The following is a 15,758-nucleotide window of genomic DNA, read 5'->3' as shown; positions in this document are numbered from 1 at the left end:
GAGAATTCATGGCTACCACATCTTCTGTCAGTGACGTCCAAAGTACTACATCAACGACGTCGACATCGACTGTCAGCGGAAGTACCAGTGCTGACTTACAGAATAGTTTCCTGACTCTATTGGTTGCTCAGCTGAAAAATCAGGATCCGACCAACCCGATGGATAACAACCAGCTGGTCTCTCAGCTGGCTCAGTTAAACACGGTGAGCGGCATCGAGAAGCTGAATACCACACTGGGGTCCATTTCCACGCAAATCAACAGCAACCAGTCCATTCAGGCGGCATCATTGATTGGTCACGGCGTGCTGGTGCCGGGCACCAAAGTGCTGGTCGGCAAGGAAACGACCACGCCGTTCGGCGTTGAGTTGGAAAATGCGGCGGAGAACGTTACCGTCAATATCACCGACAGTTCCGGCAAAGTGGTTCGCAGCATGGAGCTCGGCTCACTGAGCGCCGGGGTTCATGCCTATTCCTGGGATGGCAAGGCCTCCGACGGTACGGCCGCACCAGATGGCGCTTATACAATTTCGGTTTCCGCTACCTCAAATGGTACTCAGCAGGTAGTAGAAGCTTTGAACTACGCGTACGTGAATGGCGTGGTCAGCAATAGTAGTGGGGCATTACTGGACCTGGGCCTGAGCGGCCAGTCCACGCTGGATAATGTACGTCAGATTTTGTAGCAGTTACGGATATAACGCGCGTCACTTTTTTAGTGAATAACAGTTCATCAATATTCAGGAGAGCACTATGAGCTTTTCTCAGGCGGTCAGTGGCTTAAACGCTGCCTCTAACAATCTGGACGTGATTGGCAACAACATTGCCAACTCCGCTACCGTTGGTTTCAAAGCCAGTAATATCTCTTTTGCCGATATGTATGCCGGCTCCAACGTAGGCCTGGGGACCCGAGTTGCATCCGTACTGCAGGACTTTAGCAACGGTTCTATCACCGGCACGTCTCGTTCGCTGGATGTAGCCATTAACGGGAATGGTTTCTATCGTCTTCTTAACAGTAACGGCAGTGTAGCTTACAGCCGTAATGGTCAGTTCACGTTAGACAGCAGCCGTAATATCGTCAACGCGCAGGGGCTGCAGTTGACCGGTTATCCCGCTACCGGTACTCCGCCGACCATTCAGCAAGGTGCGGACCCGGTGGCGCTGAGCATACCGGAAACCACGATGTCGGCCAACGCGACGACCACGGCATCCATTATCGCCAACCTGAACTCATCGGATAGCATCAATACCTGGAACGCGACCGATCCGACCAATACCTCAAACTACAAGGGTTCCATTACTACCTACGATAGTCTGGGTAACGAACATAACTTTGCGCTCTACTTTGTGAAATCCGCCGCCAACAGCTGGAACGTGTACGCTCAGGATACCAGCATTACCGGCGCAGGTTTCCAGGGGCCGACCGCACTGACCTTCAATACCAGTGGTGCGCTGACGACGACGACGCCGGCGACGTTGACCATGGCGACGTTGAATGGTTCTGCCGCCAGCAACTTTACGCTTGCCTTTACCGGCACAGTACAGCAGAACAGCGGCTCCAATAGCACCAAGACGCCAACACAGAATGGTTATGCTCCGGGTGAATTGACCGGTTACAGCATCAGTAACGATGGTACGGTTGTCGGCTCTTATTCCAACTCGAAAACCCAGGTACTTGGGCAGATCGCGCTGGCTAACTTCGCTAACCCGGAAGGGTTGTCTCCCCAGGGGGATAACGTTTGGGCGGCAACCAGTAATTCTGGTCAGGCTGTTGTAGGTCTGGCAGGTTCCGGCAACCTGGGCAAACTGGTTGGTAAGGCGACGGAAAGTTCCAACGTCGATATGAGTAAGGAACTGGTCAACATGATCGTTGCCCAGCGTAACTATCAGTCGAACGCGCAGACCATCAAAACGCAGGATCAGATTCTCAACACGCTGGTCAACCTGCGTTAATTATCGTAACGGGGATATTGCATGGATCACGCTATCTATACAGCGATGGGCGCAGCAAGCCAGACGCTGGAGCAACAGGCCATTACGTCAAACAACATGGCCAACGCCTCGACGCCGGGCTTTCGCGCGCAGCTGGCTGCGATGCGTGCTGTGCCGATCCAGGGGGTTACCAACGAGACGCGTACGCTGGTGATATCATCAACGCCTGGGGCGGATACCACCCCGGGTTCGATGGATTATACCGGGCGTTCGATGGACGTTGCCTTGTCGCAGGACGGCTGGCTGGCGGTGCGTGCTGCGGATGGCAGTGAAGCCTATACCCGCAACGGTAATATGGAAATCAACGCCAACGGGCAGTTGACCATTCAGGGCAACCTGGTAATGGGCGACGGCGGTCCGATTGACGTTCCGCCTCAGACGCAGCTTACTATCGGTCCTGACGGTACCATCAACGCGTTAAACCCTAGCGACGCCGCGAACACGGTTACCCAGATCGGGCGCCTGAAGCTGGTCAAGGCGACGGGAACCGAAGTGACCCGTAGCGACGACGGGCTTTTTCGTGTGTCCCCGGCCGCGCAGCAGCAGCGCGGCGCGGTATTACAGAATGACGCAACCGTCAGGGTAATGCCGGGGGTACTGGAAGGCAGTAACGTCAATACGGTTGAATCGATGGTGGAGATGATTTCCAACTCGCGCCGTTTTGAGATGCAGATGAAAGTGATCAGCAGCGTTGATGATAATACGCAACGTGCTAATCAGATACTTGCAATGAATTAAGTGCCCTTGCGCACAGGAGTGACTCGATGATCCGTTCTTTATGGATTGCCAAAACCGGTCTGAACGCCCAGCAAACCAATATGGATGTCATATCCAACAACCTGGCGAACGTCAGCACCAATGGTTTTAAGCGTCAGCGTGCCGTATTTGAGGACCTGATGTACCAGACAGTTCGTCAGCCAGGGGCGCAGTCTTCAGAACAGACCACACTGCCGTCAGGTCTGCAACTGGGGACTGGTGTGCGTCCGGTGGCAACCGAGCGCATTCATACGCAAGGCTCCTTTTCCGAAACCGGTAATGTGAAGGATATGGCGATCAAGGGCGCCGGTTTCTTCCAGGTGCTGATGCCGGATGGAACTACGTCGTATACCCGCGATGGCTCTTTCCAGCAGGACTCCAACGGTCAGCTGGTGACATCCAGCGGCTTTCAGGTCCAGCCGGCGATCACTATCCCGGCAAACTCCAGCAACCTAACGGTTGGCCGCGACGGGGTGGTCACCGTGACTCAGCAGGGGCAGACTGCGCCGGTGCAGATCGGGCAGCTTAACCTGGCGATGTTCATCAACGAGGCGGGCCTGGAAAACCTCGGCGAAAACCTGTATGCGGAAACCGCCAGTTCCGGCGCGCCGACTCAGAGTACGCCTGGCCTGAACGGAGCGGGTCTGATTTATCAGAAATACGTTGAAACATCGAACGTGAACGTCGCCGAAGAGTTGGTGTCGATGATCCAGACTCAACGCGCGTATGAAATCAACAGTAAGGCGATTTCTTCCACCGATCAGATGTTGCAGAAACTGACCCAGCTGTAATCTCTCCTGGGTAGCGCTTGTTAAATAGGGTGGCGTTTTACTGATTTGCGGCTGGAATGCAGATGGGTAAAGTGGCCACCTTGATTCAATATGTGGATAGATTACTGAAAGTAAGGCGATATCCGTAGTGATGATGAATACGAAGTCGGTTGCAGCGTTGCAGCCATGTCGGCCCCGTCTGCTGGCATACGTGATGATGTTAACACTGTCCGGTTGCGCCTATATACCTCATGACAAGGTGGTGACCGGGCCAACGACAGCGCAGCCTGCACCGCCTTTACAGGCTATTCCCAACGGTTCTATTTTCCAGACCGGGCAGGCGATGAACTATGGTTATCAGCCGATGTTTGAGGATCGTCGCCCAAGGAATGTAGGGGATACGCTTACCATTGTGCTGCAGGAAAACGTCAGCGCCAGTAAGAGTTCGTCGGCAAATGCCAGTCGTGATGCTTCCGGTTCGTTCGGTATGACCACGACGCCGCGTTTGCTGGAAGGCCCACTGGGCAACAACCGGGCCGCATTTAACGCCACCGGCAAAGATGACTTTACCGGGAAAGGCGGCGCCAACGCGAATAATACCTTCACCGGCACCATCACGGTTACCGTGGATCAGGTGCTGACGAATGGCAACCTGCATGTCGTGGGCGAAAAACAGATTGCAGTTAATCAGGGAACCGAATTTATTCGTTTTTCCGGGGTAGTGAACCCAAGAACTATCAGCGGCAGCAATACCGTACCGTCAACACAAGTGGCGGACGCGCGTATGGAATATGTGGGTAATGGCTACATTAATGAAACGCAGACCATGGGCTGGCTGCAACGCTTCTTCCTTAATGTTTCGCCGTTCTAAATTGATGAGGCATACAATGCGGATCACTTCAATCTTTACCGTTCTTCTTGCTTTGCTGATGGTGGTGGCTCCGCCAGCATCGGCTGAGCGTATCCGCGATCTGGTGAATATTCAGGGCGTGCGTGATAATGCCCTGATTGGCTATGGTCTGGTAGTGGGGCTGGATGGTACCGGTGACCAAACCACGCAGACGCCGTTCACCACTCAAAGTCTGAACAACATGTTGTCTCAGCTGGGGATTACCGTTCCGGCTGGTACCAACATGCAGTTGAAAAACGTGGCTGCCGTTATGGTGACGGCAAAGTTGCCGGCGTTTGCCCGTTCGGGACAACCGGTGGATGTGGTCGTTTCTTCGATGGGTAACGCCAAGAGCCTGCGCGGCGGTACGCTGCTGATGACGCCGCTGAAAGGGGTGGATAATCAGATCTATGCTATCGCGCAGGGGAACGTATTGATCGGCGGCGCTGGCGCGTCCGCGGGCGGCAGCAGCGTGCAGGTAAACCAACTGTCGGGTGGGCGTATCAGCGGCGGTGCAATCATCGAGCGTGAACTGCCCAATACTTTTGGCACCGGCAATACCATCATTCTGCAGTTAAATCAGGATGATTTCACCATGGCACAGAGCATCAGCGATGCCATCAACCGTTTTGGTCGCGGTGGTTCGGCAGCGCCGCTGGATTCGCGTACTGTCCGGGTTGTGGTGCCTGCCGGCAACAGCGCTCAGGTGAGGTTCCTGGCCGACATGCAGAATATTGAGGTGAATGTCGGCACGCTGGACGCCAAGGTTATCATTAACTCCCGCACCGGTTCGGTAGTTATGAACCGCAATGTCCAACTGGAAAACTGCGCGGTTGCTCAGGGCAACCTGTCCGTTACCATCAACCAGCAGAATGTGGTCAGTCAACCGAACACGCCGCTGGCAGGCGGGCAAACGGTCGTGACGCCGCAGACGGAAATCTCCATGCGTCAGGAAGGCGGCGCGCTGCAGCGAGTCAACTCCAGTGCTAACCTCAATAGTGTGGTCAGAGCATTGAACTCGCTTGGCGCCACGCCGATGGATCTGATGTCAATTCTTCAGGCGATGGAAAGTGCTGGTTGCCTGAGAGCGAAGCTGGAAATTATCTGATGAGCGATATGAAGACGTTTAACAATCCTGCTTATGAGACACAGTCACTTAACGCGCTGAAGCGGGATGTATCCAGTCATCCTCAGAGCCGGGAAGGGATCCGCGCTGTGGCTAAACAGTTGGAAGGCGTCTTCGTGCAGATGATGATGAAGAGCATGCGTGACGCGTTGCCGAAAGATGGCATTTTCAGCAGCGATCAAACCCGCATGCTCACATCAATGTATGACCAGCAACTGGCCCAGCAAATGTCGTTGGGCAAGGGGCTGGGATTGGCTTCCGTGATTGAAAAACAGATGATGGGCCAGGGCATTGTCGGGAATGAACCCGCATCGGCGGCGCCTTTCAAACCCGATGGTCAATTAGCCCGTGCCATGCCGTCGTTTGTGCTGGAACAGATGGTACGTAAGGCCGTCCCCAAACTGCCGGAAAAATCGTCTGCGTTGCCGATGAGCAGCACCGATTTTATCTCCCGTTTGTCCACACCAGCCATGCTGGTTAGCCAGCAAAGCGGTATTCCACATCATCTGATCATGGCGCAGGCTGCCCTGGAGTCCGGCTGGGGACAGCGTGAGATTCCTACCGCCGATGGCCGTCGCAGTCACAACATTTTTGGTATTAAAGCCGGCAGTAGCTGGGATGGCCCGGTTACGGAAGTTACCACGACAGAATACGAGCAGGGCATCGCCAAAAAGGTCAAAGCCGCCTTCCGTGTGTATGGTTCTTATCTGGAAGCGTTAAATGATTACGCCAAATTGCTGACGCAGAACCCCCGTTATGCTGGTGTTTCTGCTGCGGCAACCGCGGAACAGGCTGCGGTGGCGCTGCAACAGGCAGGGTATGCGACTGATCCGGCTTATGCGAAGAAGCTGGTAAGCATGATTCAGCAGATGAAAAACTCGGGTGAAAAGGCGGTTCAGGCCTATACGCATGACCTGAGCGGGATTTTCTAATTTTCCTCAAGTTTTCAGCCCGTCTGCCGATAGCTATACAAGTTAATTTATAACGGCGATATCTCTTTGTGCCCGGTAATAGGTACTGTCCTGTCTGTGCATGAGCAAGAGTAAAAGGAACCCAGCATGTCCAACTTGATTAACACCGGAATGAGTGGTTTGAGCGCTGCCCAGGCGGCGTTGAGTACCGTCAGTAACAATATCAGTAACCAGGCTGTTACAGGGTATAGCCGTCAAAATGCACTGTTGACACAGAACAACGGCACCAATCTTTCCGCCGGTTATATTGGCAACGGGGTCAGCGTTGTCAGCATCAATCGTGACTACAACGATTTCATCGCCAAACAATTACGTGCGGCACAGACAACAAGCAGTGCGACCACGTCGTATTACAGCCAGATCTCCAAGATCGATAACCTGTTATCGAGCAGTTCATCCAGCCTGTCCACCACGATTCAGGACTTCTTCAAGAACCTGCAGAACCTGACCAGCAATTCCAGCGACTCTTCAGTACGTCAAACCGTGCTGGGCAAAGCCGAAGCTTTGGTCAATCAGTTCAAGATTACCGATCAGTACCTGCGTGATATGGACAGCAATATCAACGGCGAGATTTCCATCACCGTTACGCAAATTAATACGTATGCCAAACAGATTGCTGATATCAACGATCAGATTATTCGTCTGAAGGGCGCCAACAACGGCGCGTCGCCGAATGATCTGCTGGACCAGCGCGATAACCTGGTTAACGATCTGAACAAGCTGGTTGGCGTGGATGTGGCGGTCCAGGACGGCGACGTTTACAACATCGCGTTGAAAAATGGCCTGACCCTGGTTCAGGGCAAAAGTTACAATACGCTTGTCGCTACCCAGTCCAGCACCGACCCGACGCGTACCACCGTTTCCTATAACGACGCCATCGCCGGTGCAAGCGAAGTAAAAGAAAGCGCCATTACCGGTGGTTCTCTCGGCGGTTTGCTCAGTTTCCGCACCAGTACGCTGGATAGCGCTCGTAATCAGTTGGGACAGATGGCGCTGGCGTTTACCGATGCTTTCAACCAGCAACACAAAGCCGGGTTTGACCTGAACAATGCTCAGGGAGGGGATTTCTTTGGCGTTGGCTCATCTGTCACGTTAAAGAGCGCCAAAAATACGACTGCTACCGAGTTGACCTCTTCCTATCTGAGCGATACTTACTCGATGCAGTACAATGGAACGTCCTGGAGTGTTACCCGCTCTGACGGCACGACAGCAGCCTCAACCCTGTCAGGCTCGGCATTGACCTTTGATGGTTTCACTATCGATATTTCCGGTTCTGCTGCATCAGGCGATACTTTCAGTTTCAAAGTATCACCGGGGCAATCATCCATTTCGCAGACTGCGCCGACCGGCTCAACCTCTGCCGCTTCGTTGGCGCGTAACGATTCCAACTACATCAAGGCGAGCGACTATAGCGTCAAATTTGTTGGTCCGGCAGCCAATGACTGGTCGATCACGCGTTTGTCGGATGGTGCTGACCTGTCTTCCTCTGCGACGTATACCGCGGCCAGCGGTTCGACGTCGGCCAGCCTGATTTTTGACGGGATGAAACTGGATATCTCCGGTACGCCGGCAGCGAAAGACCTGTTTACGGTTAAGGGTGTTCGCGATGTCGTCGTGGATATGTCGGTGAAAGTGACGGATTCGTCCAAGATTGCGGCGGCTGGTGTTTCGCTGACGTCAGCGGGTGGTGGCGTGAGTGATAACACCAACGCTAAAGCGTTACTGAATTTGCAGACCAGCAAAGTTGTCGAGAATAAATCCAGTATCAGTCAGGCCTATGCCAGTCTGGTCGGAGATATCGGCAACAAAACCAGTACCGCCAAAGTTACCGACACATCGCAGAAAAATGTGGTGTCGCAGCTGACGACCGAGCAGCAGTCTGTATCCGGTGTCAACCTGGATGAAGAGTATGGCGATCTGGTTCGTTTCCAGCAGTATTACATGGCGAATGCCAAGGTAATCCAGACTGCTTCGACGATCTTCGATTCCCTGTTGGCGATCCGTAGCTAAATTTGTGACGAGAAACAGTAAGGAATAAGTTATGCGACTGAGTACCAGTATTATTTTTCAGCAGAGCATGCAAGGCGTCACAGATGGATTATCGTCCTTCAGCAAAACGGGCCAGCAGCTTGCCAGCAACACCCGCGTGCTAACCCCCTCTGATGACCCGATAGCGGCGTCCAAGGCGGTTATGGTCAACCAGGCGCAGGCACAAAACGAGCAATATACGCTGGCGCGCACCTTTGCTGAAAATGGCATGAATAGCGAATTGTCGGTACTGACCAACGTAGCGACCGCATTGACCTCGGCCAGCACGACGCTGTTAAGCGCGGACGGTACAAAGAATGATAACGACCGCCAGCTTATCGCAACCTCTCTGCGCGGCCTGAAATCTCAATTGCTCAATCTGGCAAACAGTACGGATGGTAATGGCAGCTTTGTTTTCGGTGGCTATAAGACCGATTCTCAGCCGTTTACTACCAATGCGTCCGGTACCGTTAGCTATGTGGGCGGCACTCAGGCCATTTCCCAGCAGGTGGACGCGGACCGCATCATGACGGTCGGGCATATCGGTTCCGACGTATTTAACAACGCGAGCGGTACTGCGGACATCTTCGGTGCGCTGGATAGCGCGATTAGCGCGCTGGAAACTCCGCTGGAAGGCGCCACTGACGCCGTGAAGAGTGCTAATACCGCATCAATCAGCGCAGCCAGTCAGGGCCTCAAGAACGCGCTGACTAACGTGTCTTCTGCGCAGGCAACGCTGGGTGTTCAGCTGCAGGAGATCGATACGCTGGATAGCATTGGTACCGATCGTACTACGGCGAACAAACAGACATTGAGCGACTTGGTTGACATCGATATGGTTGCGACCATCTCCACATATATGATGCAACAACAGTCTCTGCAGGCTTCATATAAAGCCTTTAGCGATATGCAGAGTCTTTCGCTGTTCCAGCTTAATAAATAAAACGGAATAGCGACCCGTATTTGGATACGCTTAAACCGGGCGTATTCTTTTTGGCATGTCATCCTTAATAAGATGACATGTCTTTTTTTTGCCGTGTATTTTTCGATGCGCATGCGATGCGAATCAGTTCGTTTTGGATAAGCCGCAGAGTAAGGCAGAGGAAAATAGCGAACGAATGGGCGGATTACCCGGCAAAGCGGCTTAATAAGTCAGCCAGTAAATCGTAGGTTTCGCCGAACAGTTTTTCTGCATAAGGCGAGAGCAGGAAGATCAGAAAACCCACGGTGATGATCCCGGCGAAGAGGGTGATGGGAAAGCCGATGGCAAAGATGGTTAGCTGCGGCGCGAGCCGGCTTAATAAGCCAAGCGCCATGTTGATAGTCAGCAGTAGTGTGATGAGGGGCAGGGCAAGCATCAGCCCGTTAGAAAATATCCTACCGCCAGCCTCGGCCAGGGTCATAAATACGTTACCGCTGATCGGTTCGGCACTGATGGGAATGGTGTGAAAACTGTCAACCAGCAGCGATATCAACCATAGATGCCCATTCATGCTCAGAAAAAGCAGCAACGCCAGCAAGTTCATGAACCGGGCGACCACCGGCATATTCGGGCCGCCGCTGGGGTCAAAGAAGGTCGCAAATGAAAGCCCCATCTGCAGGCCGATAATCTCACCGGCCAGACGGATTGCCGCAAACGCCAGCTGCATGGCGAAGCCCAGCATCGCGCCTATCAACACCTGCTGACATAGCATCCAGACACCGGCTGCGGAAAATATTGGAGTCGAGGTGTGGGGAATGCTCGGTGTAATGACAATAGTAATCAGCACTCCCAGTCCGATCTTTACCCGGCGAGTGATTGAGCGTTCGCTAAAGATCGGCGCGGTACTGATAAGCGCGAGGATCCTGACCAGTGGCCAGAAAAACTGGTTGAACCAACCGATCATGTCGATGCTGCTGAGGGTGACCATGTCTATCCAATCATGTTGGGAAATTGGCTGAACATCGTGCGCATATAATCAAGAATGACGCTGAGCATCCAGGGGCCGGCAACCACCAGCGTGAAAAATACCGTCAGCACTTTAGGAATGAATGACAGGGTCATTTCGTTGATTTGTGTGGCTGCCTGAAGCAGGCTGATAATCAAGCCGCTGACCAGCGCGGCGACAAGAGGAGGGCCTGCCAGCATCAGCGCTATTTTCATTGCTTCATAGCCTAAAGCCATGACGGATTCAGGAGTCATACAGGCATTCCTCTGATGTGGTGAACAGCGGTAACCGCACCGACTAAGTATAGAAACTCTGGGCCAGCGACCCCAGCAACAATTGCCACCCGTCAACCAGCACGAAGAGCATCAGCTTGAATGGTAACGAGATGGTGGCCGGAGGAACCATCATCATACCCAGCGCCATCAGCACACTGGCTACAACCAGGTCGATCAGCAGGAAAGGAATGAAAATCGTAAAACCGATCTGAAAAGCGGTTTTCAGCTCGCTGGTAACATAAGCCGGCACCAGTACCCGCATCGGAACCGCTTCCGGGCCTTGCAGTGAGGGAATTTGCGCCAGGCGAGTAAATAAAGCTAAGTCCGCTTCCCGGGTTTGCCGGAGCATGAATTCACGCAACGGCTGCGAGCCTTTTTCGATAGCCACTTCCATACTGATCTTATCTTCACTGAACGGACGATAGGCTTCGTCATAGATGCGGTTCAGTACCGGAGACATCACAAAAAAAGTCAGAAACAGACTAAGCCCCAGCAACACCTGGTTGGGCGGTGCGGTTGGTGTTCCCAATGCGTTGCGCAATAGACTCAGGACGATGATAATGCGGGTAAAACAGGTCATCATCAGTAATACCGCTGGAATAAAACTCAGCGATGTGATGAAAACCAGCGTCTGAATCGGCAATGACCAACTCTGCCCGCCGTTAGCCAGGGGTTGGCTGATAATACCGGGCAGCTGCGCCAGTGCATGGGGTGCGATCAGGAACAGAATGGAAGCCGCAGGATAACGTAGCAGACGCAGCCATGCGGAGAAAGAAGTCGGACGCAGGGTGGTACTCATTCGGTTTTTTCCGGACGCTTGGTCGCTTTCTTGAGAAACTGGAGAAAATCGGCCGGCGCAATTTTTTCTGCCGATGCCGCGTTGCCAACGGGACGCGCGGGCAGGGTATGCAAATGGGTGATCTGCTGGGCAGTTACCCCTAATACGAGCCAGGTATCGTCGACTTCAACAATCACAATACGTTCGCGTTGCCCGACCGGACACGACGACATCACTTTCATAACATTGCTGCTTTTGACCTGCGGCGCGAGACCCAGTTTGCGTAATAGCCAGGCGACCAGCAAGATCAATAACAGCACACCGCACAAGGCGGTGCCGATTTGCGACAACAGTGCGCCGCCGGAAATAACGGATTCAGCAGCCGCGGGCGGCTGCTGAATCGTAGAGACAGTCTGTTGTGCGGTGCCCGTCATTAACGGCCTAACCTGCGCATACGTTCTGACGGCGTAATAATATCGGTGATACGTACGCCATACTTGTCAGAGACGACCACGACTTCACCCTGAGCAATCAGATATCCGTTAATCATGATATCCAGCGGCTCACCGGCCAGGCCATCCAGCGCTACCACGGAGCCCTGCGACAAACGCAGCAACTCTTTGATGGTCATTTTGGTGCGACCGAGCTCGACCGTCAGTTTGACCGGGATATCCAGAATCAGATCGATATCCTGCATTGAACCCTGCGTGTCCTGCACATCAAAGTTTTTGAAGATACCTTCGGTACTACCCGGCGCGCTTTTTTCTGCCGACTGCTGCTCGTTAAATGCATCAGCCCACAGATCGTCCACGGAATCCGTTTCTTCGGACGGTTTCTTGATGTCACTCATTGAGCGGTTCCTCGTCATTCAGAGAATTTAAAATGGGGTTAATCAAGTGTTCAACACGCAAGGCATATTGGCCATCTAACGTACCGTATTGACAGGTCAATACCGGCACGCCATCAACATGAGCCACCAGGCGTTCAGGTTTATCAATCGGCAAAATATCTCCGGGTTTGAGTTTCAAAACCTTCGACAGTCGAACCGGGATATCGACAAAGTTGGCAACCAGCTCCAGCTCCGAGTGCTGTACCTGCTTTGCCAGTGTTTCACGCCAATGCTGGTCTTCCTGCTGAGAGTTCTCCAGCGGCGGGTTAGCCAGCAATTCGCGTAAAGGCTCAATCATGGAGAACGGAATACAGATACTGAATTCACCGGTCAAGGTCCCGATTTCCAGATGGAAAGGGGTCGTCACCACGATATCGTTCGGCGATGTGGTGATGTTGGTGAATTTTACCTGCATTTCCGAACGCACGTATTCCACATCTAACTTGTAAATCGCATTCCAGGCATCACTGTAAGCTTCAAGCGCCAGTTTAAGCATCCGGCGCACAACGCGCTGCTCGGTATGCGTAAATTCACGACCTTCAACCTTGGTGGGGAAACGACCGTCGCCGCCGAACAGGTTGTCCACGGCAATAAAGACCAGGCTAGGGGAGAACACAAACAGGGCCGTGCCGCGCAGTGGCTTCAGATGTATCAGGTTGAGGTTGGTCGGAACCGGCAGGTTACGCGCAAACTCATGATACGGCTGAATCTTGATAGCCCCGACAGTAATATCCGGGCTACGACGAAGCAGGTTGAACAGCCCCATACGGAACTGACGAGCAAAACGTTCGTTAATGATCTCCAGCGCCTGCAGACGTTCACGAATGACGCGCCGTTGTGTATTGGGATCGTAGGGTTTGACATCCCCGTCTTTCTGCGAAGCAGCGTTGCTGGCATCAGCGCTACTATCGCCACTGTCACCGTTTAGCAGAGCGTCAATCTCTGCCTGTGAAAGAATGCTGTCACCCATAGTGATTACCGCAAAATGAAAGCAGTGAACAGGACATCGCTGACTACCTGGTTAGGTTGTCCAGGAACCAGCGGTGGGCTTAATACCTGCTTGATATCTTCAACCAGTTTTTGCTTGCCTTGTTCCGTTGCCAGAACAGATGAGCTCTGACGAGAAAACAGCATAATCAAACGACTGCGAATTTCCGGCAGATAATTGGTCAGGCGCGCACGGGTCGCTTCATCCGGCAGTCGCAGGGTGATCCCCACATACAGCACCCGATCCGGGTTGTTATCCGGAGATAACAGGTTAACGGTGAATGTATCCAAAGGCATGAATACCGGCGCTGGCGGCGGAGGCGGCTCGCTGGCTGCCGTTTCGGTTTTTTTCTGACTCAATAACCACCAGCCGGCACCCGCTGCGGCAGTGGCTGCCAGGGCGATAACAATCAAGAGTATCAGCCAGAGGGACCTCTTATTACCGCCTGACTGGGCTTTCTTATTAGACGTAGCCAATGATATATCCTGTTATTTATCAGTATCTAATGGCAAAGTCAGCCATTAGATAAATGCGTGATATCACGATTATCCCGCCTATTCACCGCTTCAATACAATGAATAAACAATAAAAAAAGCGTTAACTTCTTCATTAGGCAAAGATATCGACGCCATTAATACCTGTTGCCATTGACTGCAGCTGTGCCGGTACCGTCAGCGGTTCAACTTCGGCGGCGGTATGCCCAGATTGGCCGAATTGCTGCTGATAAGACGAGGCGTTGCCGCCGCCGTTACTATTGGCGTTGCTTGCCACTTGCTGCTGTGACTGCTGCCAACTGCTGGCATCCGACCCTACGCTGCTCTGCCCCAGGTTGATACCGCTCTCGGCCATCGCGCTGCGCAAGTGGGGGAGTGCGGACTCCAGTGCGGAACGCACCTGGCTGTTACCTGAAACCAGATGAATTTGCGCCTGATTATCTTCGATTTTCAGCATGATATGCAGTGAACCCAACTCTTCCGGGTGAAGTTTCAGTTCTGCGGTCTGCTGTCCGTTACGGCTAAACATCACGACCTGTTGACCCAGCGCATCATTCCACTGCTGAGTACCCAGAGGCGCGTTGATCTGGCTGGTTACGTGCTGGGCCGCGGGTTGCGTTGGCGTAGCGTTGCTGGCGAACAGCGACGACAACGTCTGTAATGACGAACTGGCGCCGGCATCGGCCGGTGCAGATGCGGCTATTGGATTACTGGCGCTGTCTTCCTTACGGGATGCCAGCAGAGGGCTATCTTTGGACTGGTCCGCCGCCTGCAATCCGGTATTTTTGGCAGCGGTACCCGCGGCAGTCAGGGACGACGCAGCCGAGCTATCCGTTGTTGCGGATGCATTCAACGTAAAATCGCCTTGTGACGATGAATCGCCGGTTTTTGCCGAACTCAGCAACGAGCTCAAAACGCTGCTGCTGGTCTTGCCGTTTTTCAACTCACTCAATCCATCGGATAAAGACGGGCTGGACGCCGAGCCTTCAGTTACCGCTTTTGTCTGAGCCGTAGTTTGTACCGGAATCATGGCAAACAATGCCTGCATAGCTAGCGCATCGGTATCAGCCGTTTTCTCGTCCTTTGCACTGACTTTCTTCTGAGCCTTGGCCAGCAGTGATTCAAGGGAATTGCCTGATTGCAGGTCGGCCAGCGTCAACGTTCCCTTAGTCAGGGCGCCCAGAATGGCATTCAATTCGTCACTGTTTGCTTCAATGCCGCTTTTTGCCAGTGCGTCTTTGAGGTCGGCGCTTTCCTGATCGCTGATAATGGTTTTTTTGGCGGACTGCGCCGTTGACAGTTTCTGCGAGAGCAACTGAACAAAATTTTCCGGTAGCTGGTCTTTGCCCAGCAGCGCAAGTAAGGAATTCCCCTGAGGCGCAGTTGTGCTTGCATCAGTCGTTGTGGTGATCGGCATTGCTGGCAAGTTCATAATTATGTTTTCCTCATTGATGCGCGTTGGGCGAATTCATCCATCCGCTTTTGTTCCAGGCGATTTTCATGCGCCAGCATTTTAGTCTGTTCACGCTGTTGCAATGTACTAAATGCATTCAGTCGCTGCTGCTTTTCCTGCCAGGCTTTCATCGCCTGATTTAAACGAGAAGACCAATTTAATAACTGATGCTGGTGCTGCTCAATCGCTTTTTCCAGAGTCAAAATAAATTGCTGATAATTTTGCCAGGAGGTATTGGCCATGCCTTCGGTCATTGAGTCATTGAGCCGCTGGCGATAATCATCATGGTAACCTAACAACGCATTAAGTTGCTGTTCAGCCTGCAAATAGGCTTTTTGTACCTGACCCAGATGCGTTGTCGCAGCATCGACCTCTTTTTGGGCCAAATCACGCAGCATGACGAAGGTAGATTGAGTTCTCATTCACC

The 15,758-nt window shown here is 53.0% G+C and carries 18 protein-coding genes; 9 read left to right on the top strand and 9 right to left on the bottom strand.

Going from position 1 to position 15,758, the window contains the following annotated elements:
- Positions 1-8: 8 nt before the first annotated feature.
- From flgD to flgL, 9 genes are all read left to right on the top strand, one after another.
- Complete coding sequence (gene flgD / locus DXX3274_RS13940; RefSeq protein ID WP_042860282.1) at positions 9-680, top strand: flagellar hook assembly protein FlgD; 672 nt, start codon at positions 9-11, stop codon at positions 678-680.
- A 67-nt stretch (positions 681-747) separates the two neighbouring features.
- A complete protein-coding gene (gene flgE, locus DXX3274_RS13935) occupies positions 748-1,947 on the top strand; it encodes a flagellar hook protein FlgE (protein WP_042860280.1) in 1,200 nt (399 codons plus the stop codon).
- A gap of 21 nt (positions 1,948-1,968) precedes the next feature.
- Positions 1,969-2,724, top strand: a complete 756-nt coding sequence (locus DXX3274_RS13930) for a flagellar basal body rod protein FlgF (RefSeq protein WP_042860279.1) — start codon at positions 1,969-1,971, stop codon at positions 2,722-2,724.
- Between the two features lie 26 nt (positions 2,725-2,750).
- Positions 2,751-3,533: a flagellar basal-body rod protein FlgG gene (gene flgG, locus DXX3274_RS13925; RefSeq protein WP_042860278.1), complete on the top strand. Its 783-nt coding sequence runs from the start codon at positions 2,751-2,753 to the stop codon at positions 3,531-3,533.
- Positions 3,534-3,666: 133 nt separating this feature from the next.
- A complete protein-coding gene (locus tag DXX3274_RS13920) occupies positions 3,667-4,383 on the top strand; it encodes a flagellar basal body L-ring protein FlgH (protein ID WP_033112348.1) in 717 nt (238 codons plus the stop codon).
- Between the two features lie 16 nt (positions 4,384-4,399).
- On the top strand, positions 4,400-5,509 hold the full coding sequence (locus DXX3274_RS13915) for a flagellar basal body P-ring protein FlgI (RefSeq protein WP_042860276.1): 1,110 nt from the start codon (positions 4,400-4,402) through the stop codon (positions 5,507-5,509).
- Positions 5,509-6,459, top strand: coding sequence for a flagellar assembly peptidoglycan hydrolase FlgJ (gene flgJ / locus DXX3274_RS13910; RefSeq protein ID WP_042860275.1), 951 nt, complete (start codon positions 5,509-5,511; stop codon positions 6,457-6,459). Before DXX3274_RS13915 ends, flgJ begins: the two co-directional genes overlap by 1 nt.
- 126 nt (positions 6,460-6,585) lie before the next feature.
- Positions 6,586-8,508 (top strand): flagellar hook-associated protein FlgK, encoded by a 1,923-nt coding sequence (gene flgK, locus DXX3274_RS13905; protein WP_042860274.1) that lies wholly within the window; start codon positions 6,586-6,588, stop codon positions 8,506-8,508.
- 31 nt (positions 8,509-8,539) lie between these two features.
- A complete protein-coding gene (gene flgL / locus DXX3274_RS13900) occupies positions 8,540-9,469 on the top strand; it encodes a flagellar hook-associated protein FlgL (RefSeq protein ID WP_042860272.1) in 930 nt (309 codons plus the stop codon).
- 184 nt (positions 9,470-9,653) lie between these two features.
- Here the strand turns inward: flgL and fliR are convergent, their stop codons facing one another.
- From fliR to fliJ, 9 genes are all read right to left on the bottom strand, one after another.
- Complete coding sequence (gene fliR / locus DXX3274_RS13895; protein WP_042860270.1) at positions 9,654-10,436, bottom strand: flagellar biosynthetic protein FliR; 783 nt, start codon at positions 10,434-10,436, stop codon at positions 9,654-9,656.
- Between the two features lie 2 nt (positions 10,437-10,438).
- On the bottom strand, positions 10,439-10,708 hold the full coding sequence (gene fliQ / locus DXX3274_RS13890; RefSeq protein WP_013318499.1) for a flagellar biosynthesis protein FliQ: 270 nt from the start codon (positions 10,706-10,708) through the stop codon (positions 10,439-10,441).
- Positions 10,709-10,751: 43 nt separating this feature from the next.
- The gene (gene fliP / locus DXX3274_RS13885; protein ID WP_042860268.1) at positions 10,752-11,528 is read right to left on the bottom strand and encodes a flagellar type III secretion system pore protein FliP; all 777 of its coding nucleotides are present in this window, start codon (positions 11,526-11,528) and stop codon (positions 10,752-10,754) included.
- Complete coding sequence (gene fliO, locus DXX3274_RS13880; protein WP_042860267.1) at positions 11,525-11,941, bottom strand: flagellar biosynthetic protein FliO; 417 nt, start codon at positions 11,939-11,941, stop codon at positions 11,525-11,527. Before fliO ends, fliP begins: the two co-directional genes overlap by 4 nt.
- On the bottom strand, positions 11,941-12,357 hold the full coding sequence (gene fliN, locus DXX3274_RS13875) for a flagellar motor switch protein FliN (protein WP_022634073.1): 417 nt from the start codon (positions 12,355-12,357) through the stop codon (positions 11,941-11,943). The genes fliO and fliN overlap by 1 nt, the downstream gene beginning before the upstream one ends.
- Positions 12,350-13,366 (bottom strand): flagellar motor switch protein FliM, encoded by a 1,017-nt coding sequence (gene fliM, locus DXX3274_RS13870; protein ID WP_038667932.1) that lies wholly within the window; start codon positions 13,364-13,366, stop codon positions 12,350-12,352. Before fliM ends, fliN begins: the two co-directional genes overlap by 8 nt.
- Before the next feature lie 5 nt (positions 13,367-13,371).
- Positions 13,372-13,860 (bottom strand): flagellar basal body-associated protein FliL, encoded by a 489-nt coding sequence (fliL, locus tag DXX3274_RS13865; protein WP_042860266.1) that lies wholly within the window; start codon positions 13,858-13,860, stop codon positions 13,372-13,374.
- A 133-nt stretch (positions 13,861-13,993) separates the two neighbouring features.
- Positions 13,994-15,310, bottom strand: coding sequence for a flagellar hook-length control protein FliK (locus DXX3274_RS13860; RefSeq protein ID WP_042860264.1), 1,317 nt, complete (start codon positions 15,308-15,310; stop codon positions 13,994-13,996).
- A gap of 2 nt (positions 15,311-15,312) precedes the next feature.
- Positions 15,313-15,753: a flagellar export protein FliJ gene (fliJ, locus tag DXX3274_RS13855; RefSeq protein ID WP_038667938.1), complete on the bottom strand. Its 441-nt coding sequence runs from the start codon at positions 15,751-15,753 to the stop codon at positions 15,313-15,315.
- Positions 15,754-15,758: the final 5 nt, after the last annotated feature.

It is taken from the genome of Dickeya sp. NCPPB 3274, assembly GCF_000406205.1.
Taxonomy (GTDB): Bacteria; Pseudomonadota; Gammaproteobacteria; order Enterobacterales; family Enterobacteriaceae; genus Dickeya; species Dickeya fangzhongdai.
The sequence above is the reverse complement of the archived record's forward strand: the minus strand, read 5'-3'. Positions and strand labels throughout refer to the sequence as shown.

Coding starts and splice junctions, on each gene's coding strand:
- flgD (WP_042860282.1), top strand. CDS start 9: ATGGCTACCACATCTTCTGTCAGTGACGTCCAAAGTACTACATCAACG.
- flgE (WP_042860280.1), top strand. CDS start 748: ATGAGCTTTTCTCAGGCGGTCAGTGGCTTAAACGCTGCCTCTAACAAT.
- DXX3274_RS13930 (WP_042860279.1), top strand. CDS start 1,969: ATGGATCACGCTATCTATACAGCGATGGGCGCAGCAAGCCAGACGCTG.
- flgG (WP_042860278.1), top strand. CDS start 2,751: ATGATCCGTTCTTTATGGATTGCCAAAACCGGTCTGAACGCCCAGCAA.
- DXX3274_RS13920 (WP_033112348.1), top strand. CDS start 3,667: ATGAATACGAAGTCGGTTGCAGCGTTGCAGCCATGTCGGCCCCGTCTG.
- DXX3274_RS13915 (WP_042860276.1), top strand. CDS start 4,400: ATGCGGATCACTTCAATCTTTACCGTTCTTCTTGCTTTGCTGATGGTG.
- flgJ (WP_042860275.1), top strand. CDS start 5,509: ATGAGCGATATGAAGACGTTTAACAATCCTGCTTATGAGACACAGTCA.
- flgK (WP_042860274.1), top strand. CDS start 6,586: ATGTCCAACTTGATTAACACCGGAATGAGTGGTTTGAGCGCTGCCCAG.
- flgL (WP_042860272.1), top strand. CDS start 8,540: ATGCGACTGAGTACCAGTATTATTTTTCAGCAGAGCATGCAAGGCGTC.
- fliR (WP_042860270.1), bottom strand. CDS start 10,436: ATGGTCACCCTCAGCAGCATCGACATGATCGGTTGGTTCAACCAGTTT.
- fliQ (WP_013318499.1), bottom strand. CDS start 10,708: ATGACTCCTGAATCCGTCATGGCTTTAGGCTATGAAGCAATGAAAATA.
- fliP (WP_042860268.1), bottom strand. CDS start 11,528: ATGAGTACCACCCTGCGTCCGACTTCTTTCTCCGCATGGCTGCGTCTG.
- fliO (WP_042860267.1), bottom strand. CDS start 11,941: ATGACGGGCACCGCACAACAGACTGTCTCTACGATTCAGCAGCCGCCC.
- fliN (WP_022634073.1), bottom strand. CDS start 12,357: ATGAGTGACATCAAGAAACCGTCCGAAGAAACGGATTCCGTGGACGAT.
- fliM (WP_038667932.1), bottom strand. CDS start 13,366: ATGGGTGACAGCATTCTTTCACAGGCAGAGATTGACGCTCTGCTAAAC.
- DXX3274_RS13860 (WP_042860264.1), bottom strand. CDS start 15,310: ATGAACTTGCCAGCAATGCCGATCACCACAACGACTGATGCAAGCACA.
- fliJ (WP_038667938.1), bottom strand. CDS start 15,753: ATGAGAACTCAATCTACCTTCGTCATGCTGCGTGATTTGGCCCAAAAA.